Genomic DNA, 26,151 nt, shown 5'->3' on the forward strand with positions numbered 1-26,151 from the left:
ATCGGCGAGGTGAGGGTAGCCTTAGCCGGTCCACTCCACGGTCAGACCGTCCACGTCGTGCTCGTGCAGGTACTTCTGCACCACCGGGCACAGCGGCACGACCGTCTCGCCGCGGGCCGCGACATCCGCCATCGCGCCCGAGACCAGCATGCCGGCCAGACCCTGCCCGCGGAAGCTCGGGATGATCACCGTGTGCGGCATGACCAGGCGACCGGCGGCATCCGTGCTGATCTGGGTGTAGCCGGCCAGTTCGCCGCCGACCGTGATCACGTAGCGGCCGTTCGCGTCGTCGCGCGAGACGGCGGTCTCTGAGTCAGCCATGCGGGTTCCTCTCGTCGCAGTCTCCAACGTAGGCCGTGCCGGGTGTGTTCCGCGAGGGCGGATGCCGCACCCGGTACGGCAGACTCGAGTGATGACCGCCCCCCTGATGGATCTGCTCGCCGGCGCCGATGCGGACGCCGTGTACGACGGGTTCGTCGAGTGGGTGGGCCAGCGCGGGCTGACGCTCTACCCGGCGCAGGACGAGGCGGTCATCGAGCTGGTCTCGGGCGCGCATGTGATCCTGTCCACGCCGACCGGCACCGGCAAGTCGCTGGTGGCGGTCGCCGCGCACGCGGCGGCCGTGGCATCCGGCAAGCGCACCTTCTATACCGCCCCGATCAAGGCGCTGGTCAGTGAGAAGTTCTTCGCACTGGTGGAGATCTTCGGCGCCGCGAACGTGGGCATGGTCACCGGGGACTCCTCGGTGAACCCGGACGCGCCGATCGTGTGCTGCACCGCCGAGATCCTCGCGAACATGGCGCTGCGGCAGGGCGCCGACGCACCGGTGGACCAGGTCGTGATGGACGAGTTCCACTTCTACGGCGACCCCGAGCGCGGATGGGCCTGGCAGGTGCCGCTGCTCCTGCCTGCCGCGGGCGCAGTTCCTGCTGATGTCGGCGACCCTCGGCGACGTCACCGACATCGCCGACGATCTGACCCGGCGCACCGGCCGGCGCACCGCGCTGGTGACGGGCGTGGAGCGGCCCGTGCCGCTGCACTTCTCGTACGAGGTGCGCCCGGTGCACGAGGTGCTCGAGCGCTGCTCCGGGACGGCGAGATCCCGGTCTACATCGTGCACTTCTCGCAGGCGGCGGCCGTCGAACGCGCCCAGGCGCTGTCGAGCGTCAAGGTGATCAGCCGCGCCCAGCGCGACGAGATCGCCGAGGCGATCGGCGGGTTCCGCTTCTCGACCGGATTCGGCAAGACGCTGTCCCGCCTCGTGCGGGCGGGCATCGGCATCCATCACGCCGGGATGCTGCCCCGGTACCGCCGGCTGGTCGAGACGCTCGCCCAGCGCGGCGCTGCGCGTGATCTGCGGCACCGACACCCTCGGCGTCGGGATCAACGTGCCGATCCGCACCGTGGTGATCACCGAGCTGACCAAGTTCGACGGGACCCGGATGCGGCAGCTGTCCGCCCGCGAATTCCACCAGGTCGCCGGCCGGGCCGGCCGTGCCGGCTTCGACCCGTACGGGAACGTCGTGGTGATGGCCCCGGAGTGGGAGATCGAGAACGCCGCCGCGCTCGCCAAGGCCGCCGACAACCCGGCCAAGCGCAAGAAGATCGTGCGCAAGAAGGCCCCCACCGGTGCCGTGAACTGGGGCAAGGGCTCGTTCGAGCGGCTGGTGGCCGCCGTCCCCGAACCGCTCGTGCCGCAGCTGCCGCTGACCGCCGCGATGCTGATCAACGTGATCGCACGCGGCGGCGACGTGTTCGCGCACGTGCGCTCGCTCGTGTTCGACAACCACCAGACCAGGCCGCAGCAGTACGCGCTCGCGCGGCGCGCGCTGGCGATCTTCCGCACGCTGCGCGATGCCGGAATCGTCGAGACTCAGGTCGTTGAGCGAGCGCAGCGAGACGAAACGCCCGGGACACCGAGCATCCGCCTCACCGTCGACCTGCAGCCGAACTTCGCGCTGAACCAGCCGCTGTCGCCGTTCGCGCTCGCCGCCATCGAGCTGCTCGACCCGGAGGACGCGCCGGACTCCGCCGGCTCGGGGCACTACGCGCTCGACGTGGTGAGCGTGATCGAGGCGACGCTGGACGATCCGCGGGCGATCCTCGCGCAGCAGGAGCACAAGGCGCGCGGCGAGGCGATCGGCGCGATGAAGGCCGAGGGACTGGACTACGACCAGCGCATGGACGCGCTCGAGGAGATCACGTACCCGAAGCCCCTGGACGAGCCTGCGGCAGTCGTACGAGGTGTTCGCGTCGAGCCAGCCCTGGATCCGCGACTTCGAGCTCAAGCCGAAGACCGTGGTGCGCGACATGTTCGAGCGGGCGATGTCGTTCTCGGAGTTCGTCTCGTTCTACCAGCTCGCCCGCAGCGAGGGGCTCGTGCTGCGCTACCTCTCCGACGCGTACCGTGCGATCCGGCAGACCGTGCCGCTGGAGGCCCGCAACTCCGAGCTGCTCGACGTCATCGAGTGGCTGGGCGAGCTGGTGCGCCAGGTCGATTCGAGCCTGGTCGACGAGTGGGAGCAGCTCGTGCATCCCGCCGTGGACCCGGATGCTCCGGTGGTGCCGCCGGCCCCGTCCTCGGTGGTGGCGAACCACCGGGCCTTCACCGTGCTGGTGCGCAACGAGCTGTTCCGCCGGGTGCAAGCTGGCGGCCCTGCAGCGCGACGACGAGCTGGTCGCGCTGGACCCGGATGCCTCCTGGCCCGAGGCCCTGGACGAGTACTTCGCCGAGCACGACACGATGGGAATCGACGGGCGCGCTCGGTCGCCGCGTCTGTGCACGATCGACGAGGGAGCGGCCGCGTCGGGTCTGTGGCGGGTCGAGCAGACGATCGACGACCCGGCCGGCGACCACGACTGGCGCATCCGCGCCGAGGTCGACCTGGCCGAATCGGAGGATGCCGGGGCCGCCGTGATCCGGGTGACCGAGGTCGTGCGGCTGTAGCCTGCGCGCTGGCCGGCGCCGGGCCCGCGCCGCTGCTGGGCCCGCGCCGCGCGAACGCTGCCGCGGCCCGCGCCGCTGCGCAATTCGCCGAAACCAGGGGATCGCCGCGAGACAAGGGACGTCCCCCTGGGTTTCGCGGAGAATCCCCGGTCTCGCTGGGCGCCGGTCACGGCAGGTAGACATGGAGACCGCGAGGGTTGACTTCTGCCATGAGCCTGAACATCAAGAACGACGAGGTTCACGCGGCCGTCCGCGAGCTGTCCCGGCGCCTGGGTGTGAACCAGACATCCGCCGTCGAGATCGCCGTGCGTGCGAAGCTCGCCGAGCTGGGGGACGAGCAGCAGCGGGTAGACCGCGCCCGCCGCATCCGGGCGGCGGCCGAGGCGGGAAGGATGGCGTTCCGCGATGTCGATCTGCGGGCGGCGGCGTAGACTCTGGGCGCCCGCACATCGAGGGAGCTGTCATGGTCAGCGTGAGCGTGCGATACATCGTGGCCGACGTCGATGCCGCGATCGACTTCTACACCCGTCACCTCGGGTTTCACGAGGTCATGCACCCGGCGCCGTCGTTCGCGATGCTCTCCCGCGGCGACCTGCGGTTGAACCTCAGCTCGCCGAGCGCGCAGGGCGGTGGCGGGCAGGCGATGCCCGACGGCACCGTGCCGCAGCCGGGCGGCTGGAACCGGTTCGCGCTGGAGGTGACGGATCTCGACGAGACCGTCCGCATGCTGCGCACGGCGGGAGTGCGCTTCCGCAATGAGATCGTCACGGGCGTGGGCGGCCGCCAGGTGCTGATCGAGGACCCGTCCGGCAACCCGGTCGAGCTGTTCGAGCCGACCCTGCCCGAGGCGCGACTCGGGTGAGCGGACTCAGCCCTCGCGCGGCGGGTTGTGCATGAACTCGATGCGGATGCCGTTGTCGTCCTCGACGAACGACGCGTAGTACCGGTCGGTGAATCTGGGGTAGAGCTTCGGCGCCCGCACGACCGACCAGCCCGCGTCCGTCGCGATCTCGTGCAGACGATCGACCTCGGCGCGCGACCCGACCTCGAACGCGAGATGCTGCCAGCCTACGCGGCCGTGCACGTGCGGTCCGCTGTCAGGTTCGCGGGCGGGGAGAAGGATGAATTCGGGTTCGTCATCGCGCTGCCAGCTCGAATCGTTCTCGCGGTCGAACCGCTCGAAGCCGAGGGCCTGCATGACCGGGTCGAACTGCTCACGGGCGCGGTCGATGTCGGCGACGGAGATGCTGAGGTGGTCGAAGACGAGCATGCGGGCGAGTCTAAAGGCGGGGCGCCGACGCCCACCAGGAGCGGAGGATGTCGGCCTTGGCGCCGGCCACCGTGTCGCCGGGCCCGGTTAGCCTGGACCGGTGAGCACTCCCGCCGGCGACCCGTACGCAGACATCGTCTGGAGCGACGACGACGCGCCGCCGGACGAGTGGGCTCCGCCCGAGGACGAGTGGATGCCGCCGCCCGACGCGCGCACCGCCGGCGCGCTGCGCGGAGCCTCGGGGCGCGTGGGCCCACCGCCGGACGGGCATGGGGCGGAGAGCGTCGTTTCGTCTCGCTCCGCTCGCTCAACGACCGGGGGGCAGTCCGCTCGCTCAACGACCGGGGGCGGGCAGAGGTTCACGGGCGCCGACCCGCTGCACGTGCTGCACGAGGTGTACGGGTACGACGCGTTCCGCGGCGAACAGGCCGCGATCGTCGCGCAGGTCGTGTCCGGCGGCGATGCGGTCGTCCTGATGCCCACCGGCGGCGGCAAGTCCGTCACCTACCAGGTGCCGGCCCTGGTGCGCGAGGGCACCGGACTCGTGATCAGCCCGCTGATCGCCCTCATGCACGACCAGGTGGACGCGCTGATCGCCAACGGCGTGCGGGCGGCGTACCTGAACTCCACGCAGTCGGTCCCCGAGCGCACCGCCGTCGAGCAGGCGTTCCTGGCCGGCGAGCTCGACCTGCTCTACGTCGCCCCCGAGCGGCTGAACGTCGCGCAGACCACGGCGCTGCTCGGCCGCGGACGACTCAGCGTCATCGCGATCGACGAGGCCCACTGCGTGTCGCAGTGGGGCCACGACTTCCGACCGGACTACCTCGCGCTCGGAGATCTCGGTGCGCGATTCCCCGGCGTGCCGCGGATGGCGCTGACCGCGACGGCCACCCGCGAGACCCACCGCGAGCTGACCGAGCGGCTGCACCTGCCCGCCGCGAAGCACTACGTGGCCAGCTTCGACCGGCCGAACATCCAGTACCGGATCGAGCCGAAGGTGGACGCCCGCCGACAGCTGGTGCAGTTCATCCGCACCATGCCCGAGGGTGCGGCCGGAATCGTCTACACCCTCAGCCGCAAGAGCGTCGAACAGACCGCCGAGCATCTGCGCGGGCAGGGCATCGATGCGCTCGAGTACCACGCCGGGCTGCCGGCCGAGGTGCGCGCGCGGCACCAGTCGCGGTTCCTGCGCGAGGACGGCGTGGTGATGGTCGCCACGATCGCGTTCGGCATGGGCATCGACAAGCCCGACGTCCGCTTCGTGGCCCACGTCGACCTGCCCAAATCGCTCGAGGGCTACTACCAGGAGACCGGCCGCGCCGGCCGCGACGGCGGGCCTTCGGTCGCCTGGATGGCCTACGGCCTGGGCGACGTCGTCCAGCAGCGCCGGTTCATCGACTCGTCACCCGGCGACCGCACCTACAAGATGCGGCTGGGCCAGCACCTGGACGCCATGCTCGCCCTCTGCGAGACGGTGGGATGCCGCCGCCAGAACCTGCTGGCGTACTTCGGCGAGGCATCCGAACCGTGCGGCAACTGCGACACCTGCCTGACCCCGCCCGACACGTTCGACGGGCTCGTCCCGGCGCAGAAGCTGCTGTCGACGATCGTGCGGCTCGAGCGTGAGCGCGGGCAGGCCTATGGAGCGGGCCACCTGATCGACATCCTGCGCGGCGCGACCACCGAGCGCATCGTGCGGTTCGGGCACGAGCAGCTCGCGACGTATGGCGTGGGCGCCGACCTGAGCGATCAGGACTGGCGCAGCGTCGTGCGGCAGCTGCTCGCGCGCGGCCTGCTCGTGGCCAAGGGCGAGTACGGCACCCTGGCGCTCGGCGAGGCGGCCGCAGGCGTGCTGCGCGGCGAGACCGATGTGCCGCTTGCGGCGGGATGTGCTCGGCCGGACGACGCGCCCTTCGTCTCGCTCCGCTCGCTCAGGGGCCGGTAAGGCGTCGGATGCTGTCGCCCCGGCCGACCGTGGGCTGTTCGAGGCGTTGCGGGCCTGGCGGGCGGAGCAGTCGCGCGAGCAGGGCGTGCCGGCCTATGTCGTGTTCAACGACGCGACGCTGCGGGCCCTGGCCGAACACCGGCCGACGTCGGTGGACGCGCTGGATGGCATCACCGGCATCGGAGCCAAGAAGCGCGAGGCCTACGGCGAGGCCGTCGTCGCCGTGATCGCGGCGGCGTGATCCGGCACCACAGAGTCCCGAGCATCACTGCATCAGTCATGGTGATGCTATGATGCAAGCATGCGCACCACCATCACGTTGACGCCCGAGGCCGAGTCGGTGATCCGCCGCATGATGGACGAGCGGAAGCTGTCGTTCAAAGAGGCTGTGAACTCCGCCATTCTCAGTGCGCCACGCCATGAGGCACGCGAACGATACGTGCTGCCCTCCTTCACCCTCGGCACGCGGGTCCCATTGGATGACATCAAGGGTCTGCTCGGGCAACTCGACGACGAGGACTACCTGCGCAAGCAGGAGTTCGGCAAATGAAGCTCGTCGACACGAACGTTCTCGTGTACGCCGTGGTCTCGGATGCGCCGCACCATGCGCGTTCGAAGGAGTGGCTCGAGCGCGCGTTCGGGGGCGTTGACACCGTTCTGCTGCCGTGGGTGAGTCTTATCGGCTTCATCCGGATTGTGAGCAATCCGCGTATCCACGAGAGCCCCGTTGCCGTGGATGAGGCACTGCGGGTGGTCGACGAATGGCTGGAGCGCGCGGTATCCGTCGCTCCCGTACCGGACGCGCGCCATCCCCATCGCATGCGCGAATTGCTCACTCCGATCGCCGCGTCGGGCGGGAACATCGTCAACGACGCTCATCTGGCAGCGCTTGCCGTCCAGTACGGCGCAACAGTCGTGACGTTCGATTCAGACTTCGGCCGGTTCCCCGGGGTGAAGTGGGAGCAACCGGGTCCGGGCTGAGTCTCCGAGGCACACTAGAAAACCGAACGATATTCGTTTTATGCTGGGGGCATGAGACGAGACCTCTCCGAAGACGCTGCCGTCGACGCCCGATACCGCGACGCCTCCCTTCCCACCGACGAGCGCGTCGAGATCCTCCTCGGGCAGATGACGATCGAAGAGAAGGCGGGTCTGCTCTTCCACACGATGATCGCGATGGGCGCCGGCGGTGAGCTGTCGGACGGCGACCCGACCTTCGGGCTGCCCTCGAACCGCGAGTACGTGATCGAGAAGGGCATGACGCACTTCAACCTGTTGGGGGTGGCTCCCACGGCGGGCGAGATCGCACGCTGGCACAACAAGCTGCAGGAGCTGGCGGCATCCACTCGCCTCGGCATCCCGGTGACGATCTCGACCGATCCGCGGCATGCGTTCAGCGAGAACCCCGGCGCCTCCATGCTGTCCGGGCCGTTCTCGCAGTGGCCCGAGCCGCTCGGGCTGGCCGCCACCGCCGACCCCGAGCTGGTGCAGCGCTTCGGCGATATCGCCCGGCAGGAGTACACCGCGGTCGGCATCCGCGTCGCCCTGCATCCGCAGGTGGACCTCGCCACCGAGTCGCGCTGGGCGCGGGCAGCTGCAGACGTTCGGCGAGGACCCCGAGCTCGCGGGCGACCTCGGTGCGGCCTACGTGCGTGGCTTCCAGGGCGAGTCGTTCGGCCCCGGGTCGGTCTCGACGATGACCAAGCACTTCCCCGGCGGCGGCCCGCAGCGCGATGGCGAAGACCCGCACTTCGCCTACGGGCGCGAGCAGGTCTACCCCGGCGGGCAGTTCGAACTGCACCTGACGCCGTTCGAGAAGGTCTTCGCCGCCGGCGGCCGCCAGATCATGCCGTACTACGGCATGCCGGTGGGCACCGAGTACGAAGAGGTCGGCTTCGGCTTCAACAAGTCGGTGCTCACCGGACTGCTGCGCGAGCGCTTCGGCTTCGACGGCATCGTCTGCACCGACTGGGGCCTGATCACCGACAACGAGATCATGGGTCAGCCCTTCCCGGCACGTGCCTGGGGCGTCGAGCACCTGACGCCGGCCGAGCGCATGCAGAAGATCCTGGATGCCGGAGCCGACCAGTTCGGCGGCGAGGCCTGCGTCGATCTGCTGCTCGAGCTGGTTGCATCCGGTGCGGTCAGCGAGGCGCGGCTGGATGTCTCGGCCCGCCGGCTGCTGCGCGAGAAGTTCGCGCTGGGTCTGTTCGAGAACCCGTACGTGGATGCCGCGGCCGCCGATGCGATCGTCGGGTCGGCCGAGTTCCGCGCCGCGGGCGAGGACGCACAGCGCCGCTCGATCGCCGTGCTCAGCAACGGCGGAGCGCTGCCGTTCACCGCCGGCGCCCGGCTGTACGTCGAGGGCATCGACGCCACCGTCGCCGGGGCGTACGGGCAGGTCGTCGCGACCCCGGGCGAGGCCGACCTCGCGATCCTGCGCCTGCAGGCGCCGTACGAGCAGCGCGCGACCATGTTCGAGAACTTCTTCCACGCCGGCTCGCTCGACTTCGCCCCGGAGGTGATCGCGCACGTGGCCGAGGTCGCGGCATCCGTCCCCACCGTGGTCGACGTGTTCCTGGACCGCCCGGCGATCCTGGCGCCGATCGTCGAGGCCGCCGACGCGGTCGTGGCGGACTGGGGCGTGAGCCCGGCCGCGCTGCTGGACGTGCTCAGCGGCGCGGCGCCGGCACAGGGCCGGCTGCCGTTCGATGTGCCGCGCTCGATGGCGGCGGTCGAGGCATCCCGCCCGGACGTGCCCTTCGACACGGCCGACCCGCTCTTCCGGTTCGGGCACGGGCTGAGCCTGTAGCCCGGCGGCCGTGCAGAACTCCGGAGATTTCGAGCACGCACGGCCCGGCTCCCCCGAATTGGGGGTGTGCCGCTCCGGATCTCCGGACTTCTGCACCGGCGTCGCCGCGGGGCGCCTTCGTGCAACCGGTTGTCACTAGGATCTCAGTGCGCAGAACGCGCCTGTGAATCATCTCTGGCAATCGGTTGACAAAACGGCCGGACGAGCGCATGATGGACCCATGCCCGCGACGACGCAGACCGACATGGCGCTGATGCCCGCCGATGAGAAGACCCGTGATGTCGCCCTCGAGCTGTATGCCGAGGTCGCCGACGCCGCAATCATCTCGCCGCACGGCCACGTCGACCCGGGGATGCTGGTGCACGACGTGCCGTTCGCCGATCCGGCCGAGCTGCTGATCACCAAGGACCACTACGTCACCCGGCTGCTGTTCGCCTCGGGCGTGCCGCTGGAACAGCTCGGTGTGGGCGCCGCGGGCGCGGCGGCCGACCCGCGCGAGATCTGGCGCGCACTCGCGTCGCGGTGGCACCGCTTCGCCGGCACGGCGTCGGCGTACTGGATCGACTACGAGCTTGCGCACGCTGTTCGACATCGCCGACGAGCCGAGCGCAGACAACGCCGACGTCCTCTACGACGCGATCAGCAGGAAGCTGGCCGAGCCCTCGTTCCGGCCCCGGGCCCTGTTCGACCGGTTCCGGATCGAGGTGCTGGCCACCACCGACGACCCGCTCGACGACCTCGCCGCGCACGCCGCCCTCGCCGCCGACCCCGGCTTCGGCGGGCGCGTGCTGCCGACCTTCCGACCCGACGCCTACCTCGATCCCGACGCCGCGGGCTTCGGCGAGCGGGTCCGCCGACTGGTCGAGACCACCGGGCAGGCGACATCCTTCGCGGGTTATCTGAAGGCGCTGCGCGAGCGCCGCGCGCACTTCGTCGCGCACGGCGCCGTCTCGGCCGATCATGGCGTGCTCGAGCCGTACACCACCGACCTCGACCCGGCCGCCGCGCAGGATCTGTTCGCGCATGCGATCGACCATCGGCTGGATGCCCGGGCCGCACGCGAGTTCCGCGGGCACATGCTCTTCCAGATGGCGAAGATGAGCGTCGACGACGGCTTGGTGATGACGATCCACGCCGGGGTGCGCCGCAACCACCACCGCCCGACGTTCGACGCCTTCGGCCCCGACACCGGGCACGACATCCCGGTGCGCACCGACTACACCGAGAACCTGCGCCCGCTGCTGGAGGCGTTCGGCACCGCGCCCGGCCTGCACATCGTGCTGTTCACGGTCGACGAGACGAGCTTCTCGCGCGAGATCGCACCGCTGGCCGGCTTCTACCCGAGCCTGTACATCGGCGCCCCGTGGTGGTTCCTCGATGCGCCGGACGCGATCCTCCGCTTCCGCTCGGCCGTCACCGAGACCGCCGGGTTCTATCGCTCGAGCGGCTTCATCGACGACACCCGCGCGTTCCTGTCGATCCCCGCACGGCACGATGTGTCGCGGCGGATGGATGCCTCGTTCCTGGCGCGGCTGGTCGTGGAAGGCCGGATCAGCCCGCCCACCGCCCGCCGGATCGCACGCGACCTCGTCGACGCGATCCCCCGCGAGGTGTTCAAGCTGTGATGGAGTTGAATCGCGCGAGCCTTTCGGCCGCCGGCATCCCCTCCGCTCCCGACCCGGTGCGCATCGTGCACCTCGGGCTGGGCGCCTTCCACCGTGCGCACCAGGCGTGGTACACCCAGCGGGCGGGCGACGGCTGGGGGATCGCCGCGTTCACCGGCCGATCGCCGCGGGCCGCCGGGCCGCTCGCCGCGCAGGACGGCGTGTACGCGCTGGTCGAACGCGGCGTCGACGGCGATGCCGTCCGGGTCATCACCAGCATCGTCGAGGCCCGCGACGGCGCCGACCTCGACCGGCTCGACCGGCTGATGGCCGATCCGGCCGTGGGCGTGGTCACGCTGACCATCACCGAGGCCGGCTACCGGCTGGATGCCGCCGGCGACCTCGATCTCGACGACCCGGATGTCGCGGCCGACATCCGCGCACTGCGCGGGACGGGCGCCCCGAAGACCCCGCTCGGCCGCCTCGTGCGCGGGCTGCAGGCACGCCGCACCGCCGGCGCCGGGCCGATCGCCATCGTGTCGTGCGACAACATCCCGGCCAACGGCGCCGTCACCTGCCGGGCGCTGACGAGCCTGGCCGCCGAGGTCGACGCCGCACTGGGCGCGTGGGTCACCGACAGCGTCTCGTTCGTCAGCACCAGCGTCGATCGGATCACTCCGGCCCACACCGGCGAGGTCGAGGCTGTGAGGGAGGCCGGCTGGCACGACAACGCCACGGTGATCACCGAGCCGTTCGCCGACTGGGTGCTCGAGGGCGAGTTCCCTGCCGGCCGCCCCGCCTGGCACGAGGCCGGCGCCCGCTTCGTCGACGACATCGGACCCTGGGAGGAGCGCAAGCTCTGGCTGCTCAACGGCGCGCACACGATCCTCGCGGTCGCCGGCCCGCCCCGCGGCCACACCACGGTGGCAGAGGCCTTCGCCGACCCCGCCTGCCGTGCGATGGTCGACGCGTTCTGGGCCGAGGCCGTCACGTGCCTGCCCGCCGACGTCGAGCACGTCGCCTACCGCCGGCAGCTGGCCAGGCGCTTCGCGAACGCCCGCATCGTGCACCGGCTCGACCAGATCGCCGGCGAGACCACCACCAAGATCCGCTACCGGCTCGTCCCGATCGCGCGGCACCTGCGCGCGCGGGGGGAGGATGCCGCCGGCACGATCGCCGCGCTCGCCGCCTGGGTGTCCGCCGCCATCGCGGGCATCCCCGCTGCCGACCGGGAAGCGGACGCGGTGGCGGCTGCGGCATCCGCCCCCGATCCCGTCGCCGCGCTGCTGGCCCTCGTCGGCGCCGACCTCGACCCCGATTTCGTCTCGCAGGTGCGCGCCCGGCTCGCCGCCGCCGCGATCGCGTGACGACGCGCAGAGAGAAGACAGCCATGCTCACCCCCAAGATCACCGCCACCCGCGAGGTGGTGTCGCTGGACGGCATCTGGAAGTTCGCCGTCGACACCGGCGCCGCCGTCGACACCGGCGCCGCCCCGTGGGCGGGCCCGCTCGAGACGACGCTGGAGGCCCCGGTGCCGGCCAGCTACAACGACCTGTTCACCGACCCGGCCATCCGCGACCACGTCGGCTGGGTCTGGTACCAGCGCACCGTGCGCGTGCCGCGCGGCTGGGCCGACGACCGGGTGATCGTGCGCGTCGATGCCGCGACCCATCACGGCGTCGTCTACGTGGACGACCGACTTGTCGCCGAGCACGAGGGCGGCTACCTGCCGTTCGAGGCCGACATCACCGATCTGGTCACCGCCGGCGACGAGTTCCGGCTGACCATCGGCGTCGACAACCGCCTGACCCCCGACACCATCCCGCCGGGCACGGTGACCACCCGCGCCGACGGCCGTCTCGCGCAGAGCTACATGCACGACTTCTACAACTACGCCGGGCTCGCGCGCTCGGTGTGGCTGGCCAGCCGTCCGGCCGTCCACGTCGACGACATCACCGTGGTCACCGACATCGACGGCACCACCGGCGTCGTCGATTACCGGGTCGAGCTCGCCGGCGCCGCCGACGTGCGCGTGCGCCTGACCGATGCGACCGGCGCCGAGGTGGCCGCCGCCGAGGGGGCCACGGGCACGTTGCGTGTGGCCGACGCGCACCTGTGGCAGCCGGGTGCCGGGTATCTGTACACGCTGGTCGTCGAGGTCACCGTCGACGGCATCGTGGTCGACGAGTACCCGCAGACCGTCGGCATCCGCACCGTCGCCGTCGACGGCGGCAGATTCCTGATCAACGGCCAGCCGTTCTACTTCACCGGGTTCGGCAAGCACGAGGACTCCGCCGTCCGTGGCAAGGGGCACGACGACGCCTACCTCGTGCACGACTTCCAGCTGATCGACTGGATCGGCGCGAACTCGTTCCGCACCTCGCACTACCCCTATGCCGAAGAAGTGATGGACTTCGCCGACCGGCACGGCATCGTCGTCATCGACGAGACCGCCGCCGTGGGGCTGAACAAGAAGATCGGCGGCGGCATCGCCGACATGCTGGGCGGCGCCGCCGACAAAGACTTCGCCGATGGCTTCGGCCCGAAGATGCAGGATGCGCACCGCCGCGAGATCCGCGAGCTGATCGGCCGTGACAAGAACCACCCGAGCGTCGTGATGTGGTCGATCGCCAACGAGCCCGACACGATGAGCGAGGGCACCGACACGTACTTCGAGCCGCTGTTCGCCCTGGCCCGAGAGCTCGACCCGACTCGTCCCGTCACGTTCGTGAACGTGATGATGGCTCCGCCGAACGTGTGTCGGGTCTCGAAGTTCGCCGATGTGCTGTGCCTGAACCGCTACTACGGCTGGTACGTCGACGGCGGCGATCTCGCCTCGGCCGAGGCCCACCTCGAGGCCGAACTGCGCGGCTGGGAGGGCATGTACGGCAAGCCGATGATCATGACCGAGTATGGCGCCGACACCATCGCCGGCTACCACTCGGTGTGGGATCAGCCCTGGTCCGAGGAGTACCAGGCGAGCATGCTCGCGATGTACCACCGCGTCTTCGACCGCGTCGAGACGATGGTCGGCGAGCAGGTCTGGAACTTCGCCGACTTCCAGACCTCGTCGGGGTTCTTCCGCGTCGACGGCAACAAGAAGGGCGTGTTCACGCGCGACCGCAAGCCCAAGGCCGCCGCCCACGCGCTGCGCGCACGCTGGACCGCCCGGCGCGACGACCAGACAGGGGTGAACGGGCGATGACCGCCAGACTGCCCAAGATCAGCGTCATCGGCTACGGCGCCGGCGACGCCGCGAACAACCTCGCCTTCACCACGGCGACGATGTTCCTGCTCATCTACTACACGGATGTCGCGGGCATCGCCGCAGCATCCGTCGGGACGCTGTTCCTCGTCCTTCGCATCCTCGACGCGTTCGCGGACGTCGCGGTGGGACGCCTCGTCGACCAGGTGAACACGAAGCGGTGGGGCAAGTTCCGGCCGTTCATCCTGTTCGGCTCGCTGCCCCTGCCTGCTCACGGTGGCCACCTTCCACGTGCCGCAGATCGGACAGTCGGGCATGCTGCTGTACGCGTACCTGACGTACGGCCTGCTGAACATCGCGTACTCGCTGGTGAACATCCCCTACGGGGCGCTGGCCGCGGCGATGACGCAGAGCCCGAGCGAACGGGCCAAGCTGGCCACCGCCCGCACGATCGGGGCCGTCATCACCGGTGCCGCGCTGGGCATCGTGGTCTCGCCCCTGCTGGGCGCCAAGGACAACCTGCAGGGCGTGTTCACCACGGTCACGGTGTGCTTCGTGTTCATCGGCGTCGCCCTGTACCTGTTCACCGTGTTCACGACGAAGGAGCGCGTGCACCGCGCGGTGCCTCATGTATCCATGCGGCAATCGATGGCCACCCTGAAGGGGAACAAGCCTCTGCCTGCTCCTGTGCATCAGCTCCCTGCTGTTCCTGACCGGCATGATCTCGATGTCGACCGCGCAGATCTACCTCATGCGCGACGTCTTCCACGCGCTGTATCTGGTGCCCTTCCTCTCCATCGGCCAGCTGGTGCTGGTCTTCGCGCTGGCGCCGTTCGTGCCCGCACTGGTGCGCAAGCTCGGCAAGCGCACCGCCTACATCGCCGGTTCCTTCCTCGGAGCGATCGGCATGCTGTCGGCGGCCTTCGCGCCCAACGGCGGCGTCGCGTTCGTCGCGCTGTTCCTCGGCATGATCGGGGTGATGCTGGTGAGCATGCTGATGTGGGCGATCGAGGCCGACACCGTCGAATACGGCGAGTGGAAGACCGGCGTGCGCACCGAGGGCATCACGTACGCGCTGTTCTCGTTCACCCGCAAGACCGGGCAGGCCTTCGGCGGTGCGGTCGCGGCGTACGCGATCGGGATCGGCGGGTATGCCTGCCGGTGCCGCGACGCTGACGACGCAGGCGGAGTGGGGGATTCGCGCCGGTGCCGCCCTGATCCCCGCGATCTTCGTCGTGCTGGCGGCTGTCGTCATGTTCCTCTATCCGCTCACGGACACGGCGCACGCACAGATCGTCGCCCAGATCGCCGAGCGCCGCGCCGACGAGGACGCCGCCGCGTCCGAAGCGGAAGCGGCGATCACGGTCGCCGGAGAGGGCATCAGCCTGGAGACGGCGGGCGTCGATGCCGAGGCGTCCGATGTGAGCCTGTCGACGGCGGCATTCGCCGCGGGCAAGGCGCGCCCCGCGCGGCTCTCGCGCAAGAAGCACTGAAGAAGCACTGAAGAAGCAAGGAGAAGACCCCCGTGATCATCGACAAGGCAGAGGTCGTCGTCACCAGCCCGGACCGGAACTTCGTGACGCTCAAGCTCACGACCGACGACGGCGTGACGGGGTTGGGCGATGCGACCCTGAACGGCCGCGAGCTGGCCGTGGTCGCCTACCTGAGCGAGCACGTGGTGCCGCTGCTGATCGGCAGCGACGCCTCGCGGATCGAGGACGCCTGGCAGTTCCTCTACCGCTCCGCGTACTGGCGCCGCGGCCCGGTGACGATGGCCGCGATCGCCGCGGTCGACATGGCGCTGTGGGACATCAAGGGCAAGACCGCCGGGATGCCGGTGTACCAGCTGCTCGGCGGAGCCAGCAGGTCGGGCTGCTCGCCTACGGCCACGCGTCGGGCAAGGAGCTGCCCGAGCTGTTCGACTCGGTCCGCGACCATCTCGAGAAGGGGTACCGGGCCATCCGCATCCAGACCGGCGTGCCCGGGCTGAAGGCCATCTACGGCATCGCCTCGCAGGGCGCCGACCAGGGCGAGCCGGGCGTGCGCTACGACCACGAGCCGGCGGTGCGCGGCGCCAAGCCGGTGCAGGAGGACTGGGAGACCCGCGCCTACCTGCGCCACCTGCCGGGTGTGTTCGAGGCGGTGCGCAATGAGTTCGGGCCCGAGCTCCCGCTCGCTGCACGACGGCCACCACCGGATGACGCCGATCCAGGCGGCCAAGCTCGGCAAGTCGCTCGAGCCCTACGACCTGTTCTGGCTCGAAGACTGCACGCCGGCCGAGAACCAGGAGGCGCTGCGGCTGGTGCGACAGCACACGACCACACCGCTGGCGATCGGCGAGATCTTCAACACCGCCTGGGACTTCAAGGACCTCATCCGCGAGCAGCTGATCGACTACGTGCGCGGCGCCGTCACCCACATGGGCGGCATCTCGCCGCTGAAGAAGACCCTCGACTACGCGGCGATGTACCAGATCAAGTCCGGCATGCACGGCCCCACCGACATCTCGCCGGTCGGCATGGCGGCCGCGATGCATCTGGGGCTGGCGATCCACAACTTCGGCATCCAGGAATACATGCAGGCACGGCTCGCGGACCGACCAGGTCTTCGAGCAGTCGTTCACCTGGGCGAACGGGATGCTGCACCCCGGCGACAAGCCCGGCCTCGGCGTCGAGCTGAACCAGGACGAGGCCGGCAAGTACCCTTATGAGCGGGCCTATCTGCCCTACAACCGACTCGCCGACGGGACCGTTCATGACTGGTGATCCGGCATGACCGCCGACGCGCCCCCCATCGTGGTGATGGGCGTGTCGGCATCGGGGAAGACCTCGGTCGGCCAGGCGCTGGCCGACCGGCTCCACATCCCGTTCGTCGACGCCGACGACCTGCACCCGCAGGCCAACGTCGACAAGATGGCGGCGGGCGTGCCGCTGGACGACGACGACCGGTGGCCGTGGCTGGATGCCGTGGCCGCCCGGCTCGCGGACGGTCCGGTCGTGATCGCCTGCTCCGCGCTGAAGCGCCGCTACCGCGACCGGCTTGCGCGCGTCCGCCCCCGAGGTCGTCTTCGTGCACCTGACCGGAGACAGCGACGTGCTCCGTCGGCGGATCCGGAAGCGCGCCGGGCACTTCATGCCGGCAAGCCTCCTGCAGTCCCAGCTGGACACGCTGGAGGATCTAGGCTCGGACGAGGCCGGATTCACGCTGGACTTCGCCGACGACGTGGATGCCCTGGTCGAGCAGGCCATGGAACGGATCGAATGAGCGCGCAGTCCTCGACGGATGGTGACGCCGCCGAGGCGATTCTTGCCCGTGTCCGGGCGCGCGGCGGAGCGGCGACGATCTACGACATCGCCGAGCTCGCCGGGGTGAATCCGTCCACGGTGTCGCGGGCGCTGGGCAAGCCAGGACGGATCAGCGCCGGCACCGCGGCCAAGGTGCGCGCGGCGGCCGAGCGCCTGGACTTCCGGGTGAACCCGATGGCGCGGGCGCTGCAGACGGGCAAGACCCGGATGCTGGGGCTGGTGCTAGCCGACATCACGAATCCGGTCGTGTTCGGCATCGTTCGCGGGGCTGAGCACGCCGCGGCAGCGGCTGGGTACACGCTGGTCATCGCGGAGTCGCAGGAGTCCGGCGAGAACGAGGCCGAGGCGGTCGAGCGGCTGCTGCCGAGCGTGGACGGGCTGGTGCTGGCGACGACGCGCCTGAGCGCGTCCGCGATCACCGACCTCGCGCAGCGCAAGCCGGTGGTGCTGATCAACCGCGCCGTCGACGGCGTCGACGGCGTGCTGCCGGACGTCGGGGCGGGTGTCGTCGAACTGGTCGAACACCTCGCGTCGTCGGGGCATCGCGCGATCGCATACCTGGCCGGCCCAGACACGTCTTGGATCAATGCCCGGCGGTGGTCCGACATCCTGGCCGCCGCTGAGGAGCGCCGCATCGCGATCGTAGAGATCGGCCCGAACCACCCGACGATCGCCGGCGGTCGGGACGCGCTGAGACGGGTGCGCGCGGCTCACGTGAGCGCTGTGATCGCGTACAACGACCTCATGGCGATCGGCCTCATGCAGGAGGCGGCCGCGCGCGGGATCACCGTACCGGATCAGCTGAGCGTCGCGGGATTCGACGACATCTTCGGCAGCGAACTCATCGTACCGCCGCTGACGACGGTGGCAGCCGACCTGGTCGCGGCAGGCGGGCGCGCGGTGCGCGCTGCTGGCCGCGGACGCCGATTACCAGCCGAACGCGGCACGTCCGGAACTGCTGCCCACGACGTTGCTCGTGCGTGGGTCGACCGGCCCCGCCCGCGGCGAATGACGAGCGCGCCGGGGGTGTCGCAGGCGGGGACGGCTCCGTAGGCTGGCGGCAGGCCGTCCACAAGACGGGCGCGGACGAGAGCCGGAGGTTCGAGGATGAGCCTGAGTAACATCGAGATCGCACAGGCGGCGCAGCCTGCCCATCGGGGAGATCGCCACCGGGCTGGGGATCCCGCCGGATGCCGTCATCCCGTACGGCACGACCAAGGCGAAGATCGCCCTGCCGTACCTGCAGAGCCTCGCCGACCGGCCGCCGGGCCGGCTGATCCTCATGACCGGCACCTCGCCGACGCCGGCCGGCGAGGGCAAGAGCACCACGGTCGTGGGCCTGGGGGATGCGCTGACGCGGCTGGGTGAGAACGCGATGATCTGCCTGCGCGAGCCGGCGCAGGGACCGGTGTTCGGGATGAAGGGCGGCGCGTGCGGCGGCGGCTACGCCCAGGTCGTGCCGATGGAGGACATCAACCTCCACTTCACCGGCGACTTCGCCGCGATCGCCGCGGCCGCCAACCTGCTGGCCGCACTCATCGACAACCACATCCACCACGGCAACGCGCTGGGCATCGACGTCCGCCGGGTCACCTGGCGGCGTGCGCTCGACGTGAACGACCGCGCGCTGCGCGACATCGTGCTGGGCCTGGGCGGCACCGGCAATGGCTCCCCGCGCGAGTCCGGCTTCGACATCGTCGTGGCCAGCGAGGTGATGGCGATCTTCTGCCTGGCCACCGGCCTGGACGACCTGAAGCAGCGCCTCGGCGAGATCGTCGTCGCCCAGACGCGGGACCGCCGGCCGATCCGCGCCCGCGACCTGGACGCGCACGGCGCGATGACCGCCCTGCTGCGCGACGCGCTGGCGCCCAACCTCGTGCAGACGATCGAGCACACGCCCGCGTTCGTGCACGGCGGCCCGTTCGCCAACATCGCCCACGGCTTGCAACTCGTATCTGGCGACGAGCTCGGCGCTGCGCCTGGCCGACTACGTCATCACCGAGGCCGGCTTCGGCGCCGACCTGGGCGGCGAGAAGTTCGTCGACATCCTGTGCCGGTCCACCGGCCTGCGCCCGTCGCTGGCGGTGGTCGTGGCCACCGTGCGATCGCTGAAGTACCAGGGCGGGGTGGATGTCGCGGACCTGCCGACCGAGGATGTCGACGCGCTCGGCCGCGGCGTGGGCAATCTCGAGCGGCACCTGCACATCGTGCGCGACATCCTCGGCCTGCCGGCCGTGGTCGCGATCAACCACCGCGCCGAGGACAGCCCCGCCGAGATCGACGCGCTGCTGGCCGCGTGCGAGCGCCTCGGGGTGACCGCGTCGGTCGCCACGCACTTCGCCGACGGCGGGGCCGGAGCCGAGGACCTCGCCCGCAAGGTCGTGGACGCCTGCCCGCCGGCGCCGGTCGAGCCGACGTACACCTATCCGCTCGCGACGACGCTGTGGGACAAGATGACCGCGATCGCGTCCCGGGTCTACGGCGCCGACGGCATCTCGGCCGACGCCGGCGTGCGCGCGCAGATCCAGCGTCTGCAGGACGACGGCTACGGCGAGCTGCCGGTGTGCGTGGCCAAGACCCAGTACTCGTTCTCGACGAACCCCGCGCTGCTGGGCGCCCCGGACGGGCACACCGTCAACGTGCGCGAAGTGCGGCTGGCCGCCGGCGCGCGGTTCATCGTGATGATCTGCGGCAGCATCATGACGATGCCGGGCCTGCCGGCGCGGCCGGCCGCGGCATCCATCGACGTCGACGCCGACGGACGGATCACCGGGCTGTTCTGAGCGGCGCCGACGAGTCGCGCCGACTCACCGATGCGGCGGCCACATTCCGTTCCAGGTCGGCGAGATCGTCGATCATCCGCGCCACCCGATCGTCGGACAGCTCGCCTCGCGTCACGCGTTCGAGCTCTGTCCACGCCTGGTCGACCTGGGCGCGCAGCGCGAGGCCGGCTTCGGTCACCTCCACGATGACCGCGCGACCATCGGTCGGCGACGGCCGCCGGCGGACCAGGCCGACCTTCTCGAGCCGGGCGATGCCTGCGCGTCATGGTCCCGGCGTCCGATTCGAGGGCCTCGACGAGGTCGACCTGACGCTGCGGGCCGTCCTCCCACAGCGTCATGAGCACGAGTTCCTGCCCGGGCCGCAGGCCTGCCCCGCGCAGCAGACGTGCGGCGAGGCTCTTGTGGGCCCGGGCGACGCGGAAGATGGCGCGGCTGAGCGGCAGCGCAGATGCAGGTTCGTCCACATAGCGAGAGTACGACGAGGGACGCCGGTTCCGGGCGCCCTCGCCGGATTAGTTGTTCGAACAGGAATAGGTCCGCGGATTTAGTTGTTCGGCTAGGTAAATGAGGACAAGGAGCAACTGATGACACACCTCACCACCACCGCCGACACGACCGCGTTCGAGCCCATCACCGTGGGCGACCTCGAGCTTGCGCAACCGCATCGCGATGTCGCCGATGACCCGCAACCGGGCGTTCGGCACCGTGCCGACGGCCGGCATGGCGACCTACTACAGCCAGCGGGCAGGGGCCGGCCTGATCATCACGGAGGGCGTCCAGCCCAGCGCCGTGGGGCAGGGCTACCCCGACACGCCGGGCCTGCACTCGGCCGCACAGATCGCCTCGTGGCGGTCGGTGACCGACGCCGTGCACGAGGCCGGCGGCACGATCGTCGCCCAGCTCATGCATACCGGGCGGATCGGCCATCCGAGCACGACCGAAGCGGTCGGGCACGGTGCGCTGATCCCGGTCGCGCCCTCGGCGGTGCGCGCGGACGGTCAGGTGTTCACGCCCGTCGGGCGCGCGGACTACGTCACCCCGCGCGCGCTGGACGAGGCCGAGATCGCCGCCACGATCGACGATTTCGCCGCGGCGGCCCGCCATGCGATCGATGCGGGCTTCGACGGGGTCGAGGTCCATGGCGCCAACGGCTACCTGCTGCACCAGTTCCTCGCGCCGAACGCGAACCGGCGCTCCGACGGCTGGGGCGGCAGCCCGCAGAACCGCATCCGGTTCACCGTCGAGGTCGTCCAGGCGGTCTCCGACGCCATCGGGGCGGGGCGCACCGGCTTGCGGATCTCACCCGCGAACGGGCTGGGCGACACGGTCGAACCCGACTACGCGACCGTCTACCCGATGCTCGTGCGGGAATTGGACGGGCGGGGGCTGGCGTACCTGCATCTGATCGAGGCGGGGGCGCCGGAACTGACACCGGTGCTTCGCGAGCTGTGGCATGGTCCGCTGATCCTGAATGCGGCCGATCCCGATCCGCTCACCCACGTCGATCGGCTTGCAGCGAGTCGCGCGCGGCGATGCCGACATGCTCTCGTTCGGCCGTCTCTTCATCTCGAATCCTGACCTGGTCGATCGGCTCGCGGTGGGTGCACAGCCGGCGCTGCCCGACCTGTCGAAGGCGTACGGCGGAGACCATCGCGGCTACACCGACTATCCGTCTCTCGCTGCCGTGGGCGGCTGAGCGGCGACACTGCGACGACGACTGCGCCCCGGGCCTCCCCGGGCGCAGTCGTCGAGGCGGGTCAGGCGGCGCGCTCCGCGAACCTTCTGCCCTCGATCTCGGCCTCGCGCAGTGCCTCGCGGTGCATCGTGGCGGCCATGTCGGTGAACCGGTCGAGCGCCGGGTTGACGCCGACCAGAGTGAACCGGCGCTGGACGGTGGTCAGATCGAGCGCCAGCACGTCGGTGAGGACGCGCTGCAGCCAGCCGGTGGAGTGATCCCATCCCTCCTTCGGCGTCCCCGGCCCGTAGTTGCCGCCGGTGACGGTGACCAGGAGGGCGGGGCGGCCGCGCAGCGGGGCGCCGCCCTCGTCGACGCGGGGATCCGTGTACAGGATGTCGAACCAGGCCTTGACGTGCTGCGAGACGCCGTAGTTGTACAGCGGCACCGCGAACAGGAGCGCATCGGCGGCGAAGAGTTCGTCGGCCAGCGTGGTCGCCAGCTCCACGGCGGCCTGCTGGGCGGGGCTCGGTCGCCCTGCGGCAGCCGGTGCCCGACCACCGCTTCGGCCCATGTCGTCGACGAGAGCGGGTCCGTGCCGATGTCGCGGCGGACCACCGCCTCGCCGGGATGAGCGGCTGTCCACTCCGCTTCGACGATGTCGGCCAGCTCTCGGCTGGCGGACCGGCCGGGGAAGACGCTCGCGTCAAGTCGGAAGAGTGTCATCGTGTCTCCTCGCGATCGAGCGTGCCCGCACTCACTTGGATGCTCCGGTGTTGACGCCGAGCGAGAAGTCGAATCCCAGTCCGGTGCGGGCCAGGTTGACCGCCAGCAGGCCGGCGCCCTCCAGCCAGTGCGCCATGCTCAGGCCCCCGGCGTCACGGGGGCGCAGACCGAGGCCCGTGATGAACGCAGACACGCTCGCCTTGCTCTGCGGATCGTCGCCGGCCAGGAACACGTCCACCGGGTCGCCGGCGGCGACGATGTGGGCGAACAGCGTGTTGAACGCCTTCACGACCCGCGTGCTGGCCGGGGCCGCCTGGGCGATCAGCTGTGCGGCGGAGGTGTCATCGGGAACGCTCATGCCGCCGAGGTCGCCGCGGAACGGGTTGGTGATGTCGACGAGGACCTTGCCGGCCAGCGCCTGCCCGTACTCGGTGACCACCGGCAGGGCGCCGTCGAACCGCACGGCGAGGATCACGATGTCGCCCGACGGCGGTGCGCCCCACGTGCCGGCCGTGGCGCCGTCGCCGAGCGCCCGGACCGCGTCTGCGGTCTTGACCGCATCGCGACCCGCGATCTCGACGGTGTTGCCTGCCCTCAGGGCCGCGGTGCCGATGGCTCGTGCCATGTTCCCCGAGCCGATGATGCTGATGCTGCTCATGACGTACTCCTTACGTGATGGATGTCTCGACGGGGTCTTCCGCCGGGAGTCCGGTTCGAGCGTCAAAGTGAGGCACCCCTCCGGACATCACGATTGAACCGGAGGGGTGCCTCGCCTATTCCGCGTGGCGGCAGAATCACGCAGACGGTCAGCGGAGGGATGCCACGGTCACAGACGCAGCACCCACACGTTGTACTCCAGCACGCCGCCGCGCCACGGCTCGGTGCCCGACCCGGTGTGCGTGAAGCCGGCGCCGCGGCACAGCGCGTTCGACGCGGGGTTCTCGACGCCGGGATACGCGGTGAGCAGCTCGCGGTCGCCCCGTGCGATCACGCGGGGGATCAGCATCCGCAGTGCCTCGCGGGCGACCCCGCGTCCCTGGAACTCGGGCAGGGTGTTCCACCCGGTCTCGTACGCCGGGGTCCCCTCGTGGTCGACCTGCCAGAACCCGATGCCGCCCGCCGGCTCGCCGTCCACCTCGATGCGGTACATCTCGGCCTCGCCGGACGCGGACAGCCGCAGGTATCGCCGGTTCCGCTCGACGAGCTGCTCGGCCGTCTCGGGTCCGCCGATGAACCGCGTCATCTCCGGAGTGTTGGCGCGCTCGAGCAGCGGAAAGTCGGTCTCGGCCCAGGGCTCCAGCGTGATCCTCATCCTCCGATCCTCCCCTCGGCCCCCGACATCCCGCCGTCGATCACTCTTCGCAGATGACCTCGAGCCCGATGAAACGGGTGAAGCCCTGGTCGGCGGTGATCAGCGGTATGCCGAGGCTGACCGCGTGCGCCGCGATGAGCGCGTCTGTGGAACGCGCCGCCGTCGGCGGTTGCGCCGCGAGCATGGCATACGCCGTCGATGCGGCGCTGTCGAACGGGCGCCTTTAGACCTCTCACTGTCGGATCGGATCGGCTCCCGCATTCGTCTCCCTATGCGACCGCGCCGCGGGGCGGGGCCCGGTGTCGGGATGCCACAATCAGGCGCTGCCGCGTGACGGCGCCGGGTTGTGGCATCCATCAACGCGTTTGAAGCGCGATTGTGGGAGTCCTACCGTTGGGGTGATCCCTTCGAAAGGTCCCCCATGGTCGATGCCGTCCGCACGAAGAAGCCCTCCGTCCACACGCGTCATCCCGCCGGCGGTGCGCCCACGGCCGCGCACAGCGCCGCCGAGGCGCGCGAACCCCGAATCGACCGCGACGCGGTCACCGACCTGCTGCTGGGCACGTGGGGCGATGCCCGCCGCGAGGCGCGCGAGATGATCCGCGACGAGGCGTTCTGGCAGATCCCCGGCCAGCCGATGGCCGAGCACCGCGAGCGCGTGCTCGGCCAGCTTGCAGCTATTCGTCGACGCCGGCGCGGCCGGCCGCGCGTTCCCGGTCGAGCATGGCGGGCAGAACGACAACGGCGCGAACCTCGCCTCGTTCGAAGAGCTCGTGCTGGCAGACCCGAGCATGCAGATCAAGGCGGGCGTGCAGTGGGGGCTGTTCGGTTCGGCCATCCAGCAGCTGGGCACGCAGAAGCATCACGACAAGTGGCTGTCCGACGTGCGCACCCTGAAGCTGCCGGGCGCGTTCGCGATGACCGAGATGGGGCACGGATCGGATGTCGCGGCCATCGGCACCACCGCGACCTACGACGCCGACGCCTCCGAGTTCGTCATCCACACCCCGTTCCGTGCGGCGACCAAGGAGTTCCTCGGCAACGCCGCCCTGCACGGGCGTGCGGCCACCGTGTTCGCGCAAGCTGATCACCGGCGGCGTGAACTACGGCGTGCACTGCTTCTTCGTGCCGATTCGGGACGAGGACGGCGCCTGCCTGCCCGGCGTCACGAGCGAGGATGACGGGGTCAAGGGCGGACTGAACGGCATCGACAACGGGCGGCTCGCATTCGACCACGTCCGCATCCCGCGCGAGAACCTGCTCAACCGCTACGGCGACGTGGCCGCCGACGGCACCTACTCCAGCGACATCCCGAGCCCCGGTCGCCGCTTCTTCACCATGCTCGGCGCGCTCGTGCAGGGCCGTGTGTCGCTCGACGGCGCCGCCACCACCGGCGCCGCGCTGGCCGAATACATCGCCATCACGTACGGCAACCAGCGTCGCCAGTTCGACTCGGGCACGGGGACCGACGAGGTCGTGCTGCTGGACTACGGCAGGCACCAGCGCCGCCTGCTGCCGCGCCTGGCGCAGACCTACGCGCAGTTCTTCGCACACGACCAGCTCCTGCGCACGTTCGACGGCGTGTTCGGCGGCGCGCACGACACCCCGGCCGAGCGGGAGAACCTCGAGACCCTGGCGGCGGCGCTCAAGCCCCTGTCGACCTGGAACGCGCTGGACACGATCCAGGAGTGCCGCGAAGCCTGCGGCGGGGCGGGGTTCATGGCCGAGAACCGGCTGGTCGGCCTGCACCACGACCTCGACGTGTATGCCACCTTCGAGGGCGACAACAACGTGCTGCCGAGCTGGTCGGCAAGCGTCTGCTCAGCGACTTCGCGAAGCAGTTCACCGGGAAGGATGCCGCGGCCCTGGCCCGCTACGCCGTCGGACAGACCGCCGGCAAGATCTTCCACGGCGCGGGGCTCCGCCGGCTCGGCCAGTCCGTCGCCGACTTCGGATCGACCGCGCGTTCGGTCGAGCTGGGTCTGCGCGCCGAGCAGCAGCACGAGCTGCTGGCCGGCCGCGTCGAGCAGATGGTGACGGATGTCGCGACCGCCCTGCGCCCGGCATCCACGCTGTCGCCCGCCGACGCGGCCGCACTGTTCAACGAGCACCAGTCGGCGCTGATCGAGGCCGCGCGCGCCCACGGTGAGCGCTGCAGTGGGAGGCGTTCGCCGAGGTCGTCGGCCAGATCCCGGATGCCGGCACCCGCCAGGTGCTCACCTGGCTGCGCGACCTGTTCGGACTCTGGCTGATCGAGAAGCACCTGGCCTGGTACCTGATCAACGGGCGGCTGTCCACGCAGCGCGCGGCATCCGTCACCCGCTACATCGACCGGCTCTGCGCCCGGCTGCGCCCGCACGCGCAGGACCTCGTCGACGCCTTCGGCTTCGCCCTCGAGCACGTGCGCGCCCCGATCGCCTCGGGCGCCGAGCGGCAGCGGCAGGACGAGGCCCGCGCCTACTACGCCGAGCTGATCGCGTCGGGGCAGGCGCCGGTCAGCGAGAAGACCCTGCGCAAGCAGAAGAAGTAGCCCGCGGCAAGATCACGAATCGGCAACGTTTGCCGAT

At 70.5% G+C, this 26,151-nt stretch carries 17 protein-coding genes and 10 pseudogenes; 20 read left to right on the forward strand and 7 right to left on the reverse strand.

The genetic code is table 11. The features are described 5' to 3' along the window. Positions 1 to 21 precede the first annotated feature (21 nt). Positions 22 to 321: a GNAT family N-acetyltransferase gene (locus L2X98_RS11280; protein WP_259610970.1), complete on the reverse strand. Its 300-nt coding sequence runs from the start codon at positions 319 to 321 to the stop codon at positions 22 to 24. Positions 322 to 412: 91 nt separating this feature from the next. Here L2X98_RS11280 and L2X98_RS11285 point away from each other — a divergent pair. From L2X98_RS11285 to L2X98_RS11295, 3 genes and pseudogenes are all read left to right on the forward strand, one after another. Continuing rightward, positions 413 to 2,947: pseudogene (locus L2X98_RS11285) on the forward strand (DEAD/DEAH box helicase). 209 nt (positions 2,948 to 3,156) lie between these two features. After that, positions 3,157 to 3,378 (forward strand): type II toxin-antitoxin system VapB family antitoxin, encoded by a 222-nt coding sequence (locus tag L2X98_RS11290; protein WP_259610971.1) that lies wholly within the window; start codon positions 3,157 to 3,159, stop codon positions 3,376 to 3,378. Between the two features lie 32 nt (positions 3,379 to 3,410). Beyond that, positions 3,411 to 3,809, forward strand: a complete 399-nt coding sequence (locus tag L2X98_RS11295; protein WP_259610972.1) for a VOC family protein — start codon at positions 3,411 to 3,413, stop codon at positions 3,807 to 3,809. Positions 3,810 to 3,815: 6 nt separating this feature from the next. On the opposite strand, the gene L2X98_RS11300 is transcribed toward L2X98_RS11295, so the two are convergent. After that, positions 3,816 to 4,217 carry a VOC family protein gene (locus L2X98_RS11300; RefSeq protein WP_259610973.1) on the reverse strand — a complete coding sequence of 134 codons (402 nt, stop codon included), beginning with the start codon at positions 4,215 to 4,217 and terminating at the stop codon, positions 3,816 to 3,818. 100 nt (positions 4,218 to 4,317) lie between these two features. On the opposite strand from L2X98_RS11300, the pseudogene recQ reads away from it, so the two are divergent. The 15 genes and pseudogenes from recQ to L2X98_RS21020 all read left to right on the forward strand — a co-directional run bounded on the left by recQ (position 4,318) and on the right by L2X98_RS21020 (position 19,871). Further along, positions 4,318 to 6,403 (forward strand): annotated as a pseudogene (recQ, locus tag L2X98_RS11305) (DNA helicase RecQ). A gap of 60 nt (positions 6,404 to 6,463) precedes the next feature. After that, the gene (locus tag L2X98_RS11310; protein ID WP_259610974.1) at positions 6,464 to 6,712 is read left to right on the forward strand and encodes a hypothetical protein; all 249 of its coding nucleotides are present in this window, start codon (positions 6,464 to 6,466) and stop codon (positions 6,710 to 6,712) included. Beyond that, complete coding sequence (locus L2X98_RS11315; protein WP_259610975.1) at positions 6,709 to 7,143, forward strand: TA system VapC family ribonuclease toxin; 435 nt, start codon at positions 6,709 to 6,711, stop codon at positions 7,141 to 7,143. The genes L2X98_RS11310 and L2X98_RS11315 overlap by 4 nt, the downstream gene beginning before the upstream one ends. 51 nt (positions 7,144 to 7,194) lie before the next feature. Then, a pseudogene (locus L2X98_RS11320) lies at positions 7,195 to 8,974 on the forward strand (glycoside hydrolase family 3 protein). Between the two features lie 253 nt (positions 8,975 to 9,227). Next, positions 9,228 to 9,482, forward strand: a pseudogene (locus L2X98_RS11325) (glucuronate isomerase); the annotation flags it as partial. Positions 9,483 to 9,546: 64 nt separating this feature from the next. Next, a complete protein-coding gene (gene uxaC, locus L2X98_RS11330; RefSeq protein WP_259613290.1) occupies positions 9,547 to 10,599 on the forward strand; it encodes a glucuronate isomerase in 1,053 nt (350 codons plus the stop codon). Then, on the forward strand, positions 10,599 to 11,945 hold the full coding sequence (locus L2X98_RS11335) for a mannitol dehydrogenase family protein (protein ID WP_259613291.1): 1,347 nt from the start codon (positions 10,599 to 10,601) through the stop codon (positions 11,943 to 11,945). The genes uxaC and L2X98_RS11335 overlap by 1 nt, the downstream gene beginning before the upstream one ends. 23 nt (positions 11,946 to 11,968) lie before the next feature. Further along, entirely contained in the window at positions 11,969 to 13,783 is a 1,815-nt protein-coding gene (gene uidA / locus L2X98_RS11340; protein WP_259610976.1) for a beta-glucuronidase, read from the forward strand. Beyond that, positions 13,780 to 14,037: pseudogene (locus tag L2X98_RS11345) on the forward strand (MFS transporter); the annotation flags it as partial. The gene uidA and the pseudogene L2X98_RS11345, both read left to right, overlap by 4 nt. Positions 14,038 to 14,098: 61 nt before the next feature. Next, positions 14,099 to 14,356, forward strand: a pseudogene (locus L2X98_RS11350) (MFS transporter); the annotation flags it as partial. 145 nt (positions 14,357 to 14,501) lie between these two features. After that, complete coding sequence (locus tag L2X98_RS11355; RefSeq protein WP_259610977.1) at positions 14,502 to 15,287, forward strand: MFS transporter; 786 nt, start codon at positions 14,502 to 14,504, stop codon at positions 15,285 to 15,287. 21 nt (positions 15,288 to 15,308) lie between these two features. Further along, positions 15,309 to 16,548: pseudogene (gene manD / locus L2X98_RS11360) on the forward strand (D-mannonate dehydratase ManD). Positions 16,549 to 16,554: 6 nt separating this feature from the next. After that, positions 16,555 to 18,141, forward strand: a complete 1,587-nt coding sequence (locus tag L2X98_RS11365; protein ID WP_259610978.1) for a substrate-binding domain-containing protein — start codon at positions 16,555 to 16,557, stop codon at positions 18,139 to 18,141. Positions 18,142 to 18,286: 145 nt separating this feature from the next. Then, positions 18,287 to 18,967: pseudogene (locus tag L2X98_RS21015) on the forward strand (formate--tetrahydrofolate ligase); the annotation flags it as partial. A 115-nt stretch (positions 18,968 to 19,082) separates the two neighbouring features. Beyond that, entirely contained in the window at positions 19,083 to 19,871 is a 789-nt protein-coding gene (locus L2X98_RS21020) for a formate--tetrahydrofolate ligase (RefSeq protein ID WP_354003044.1), read from the forward strand. On the opposite strand, the gene L2X98_RS11375 is transcribed toward L2X98_RS21020, so the two are convergent. Continuing rightward, positions 19,855 to 20,049 (reverse strand): hypothetical protein, encoded by a 195-nt coding sequence (locus L2X98_RS11375; protein ID WP_259610979.1) that lies wholly within the window; start codon positions 20,047 to 20,049, stop codon positions 19,855 to 19,857. The genes L2X98_RS21020 and L2X98_RS11375 overlap by 17 nt on opposite strands. A 473-nt stretch (positions 20,050 to 20,522) precedes the next feature. On the opposite strand from L2X98_RS11375, the gene L2X98_RS11380 reads away from it, so the two are divergent. Beyond that, a complete protein-coding gene (locus tag L2X98_RS11380; protein ID WP_259610980.1) occupies positions 20,523 to 21,449 on the forward strand; it encodes an alkene reductase in 927 nt (308 codons plus the stop codon). Positions 21,450 to 21,628: 179 nt separating this feature from the next. Here L2X98_RS11380 and L2X98_RS11385 read toward each other — a convergent pair whose 3' ends face one another. The 4 genes and pseudogenes from L2X98_RS11385 to L2X98_RS11400 all read right to left on the reverse strand — a co-directional run. Further along, positions 21,629 to 22,054, reverse strand: a complete 426-nt coding sequence (locus L2X98_RS11385) for an NAD(P)H-dependent oxidoreductase (protein WP_259610981.1) — start codon at positions 22,052 to 22,054, stop codon at positions 21,629 to 21,631. A gap of 249 nt (positions 22,055 to 22,303) precedes the next feature. After that, entirely contained in the window at positions 22,304 to 22,930 is a 627-nt protein-coding gene (locus L2X98_RS11390) for an NADPH-dependent F420 reductase (RefSeq protein WP_259610982.1), read from the reverse strand. A 168-nt stretch (positions 22,931 to 23,098) separates the two neighbouring features. Next, the gene (locus tag L2X98_RS11395; protein WP_259610983.1) at positions 23,099 to 23,584 is read right to left on the reverse strand and encodes a GNAT family N-acetyltransferase; all 486 of its coding nucleotides are present in this window, start codon (positions 23,582 to 23,584) and stop codon (positions 23,099 to 23,101) included. 40 nt (positions 23,585 to 23,624) lie between these two features. Next, positions 23,625 to 23,783, reverse strand: a pseudogene (locus L2X98_RS11400) (PIN domain-containing protein); the annotation flags it as partial. A 222-nt stretch (positions 23,784 to 24,005) separates the two neighbouring features. Between L2X98_RS11400 and L2X98_RS11405 the strand changes: the two are divergent. Next, positions 24,006 to 26,114: pseudogene (locus L2X98_RS11405) on the forward strand (acyl-CoA dehydrogenase family protein). The last annotated feature ends 37 nt before the right edge of the window (positions 26,115 to 26,151 follow it).

Source organism: Microbacterium elymi (genome assembly GCF_021582895.2).
Lineage (GTDB): Bacteria > Actinomycetota > Actinomycetes > Actinomycetales > Microbacteriaceae > Microbacterium > Microbacterium humicola.

Bases quoted from the DNA above. Each gene is read 5' to 3' on its own strand.
- L2X98_RS11280 (WP_259610970.1), bottom strand. From the start codon at position 321: ATGGCTGACTCAGAGACCGCCGTCTCGCGCGACGACGCGAACGGCCGC.
- L2X98_RS11290 (WP_259610971.1), top strand. From the start codon at position 3,157: ATGAGCCTGAACATCAAGAACGACGAGGTTCACGCGGCCGTCCGCGAG.
- L2X98_RS11295 (WP_259610972.1), top strand. From the start codon at position 3,411: ATGGTCAGCGTGAGCGTGCGATACATCGTGGCCGACGTCGATGCCGCG.
- L2X98_RS11300 (WP_259610973.1), bottom strand. From the start codon at position 4,217: ATGCTCGTCTTCGACCACCTCAGCATCTCCGTCGCCGACATCGACCGC.
- L2X98_RS11310 (WP_259610974.1), top strand. From the start codon at position 6,464: ATGCGCACCACCATCACGTTGACGCCCGAGGCCGAGTCGGTGATCCGC.
- L2X98_RS11315 (WP_259610975.1), top strand. From the start codon at position 6,709: ATGAAGCTCGTCGACACGAACGTTCTCGTGTACGCCGTGGTCTCGGAT.
- L2X98_RS11335 (WP_259613291.1), top strand. From the start codon at position 10,599: ATGGAGTTGAATCGCGCGAGCCTTTCGGCCGCCGGCATCCCCTCCGCT.
- uidA (WP_259610976.1), top strand. From the start codon at position 11,969: ATGCTCACCCCCAAGATCACCGCCACCCGCGAGGTGGTGTCGCTGGAC.
- L2X98_RS11355 (WP_259610977.1), top strand. From the start codon at position 14,502: ATGATCTCGATGTCGACCGCGCAGATCTACCTCATGCGCGACGTCTTC.
- L2X98_RS11365 (WP_259610978.1), top strand. From the start codon at position 16,555: ATGACCGCCGACGCGCCCCCCATCGTGGTGATGGGCGTGTCGGCATCG.
- L2X98_RS11390 (WP_259610982.1), bottom strand. From the start codon at position 22,930: ATGAGCAGCATCAGCATCATCGGCTCGGGGAACATGGCACGAGCCATC.
- L2X98_RS11395 (WP_259610983.1), bottom strand. From the start codon at position 23,584: ATGAGGATCACGCTGGAGCCCTGGGCCGAGACCGACTTTCCGCTGCTC.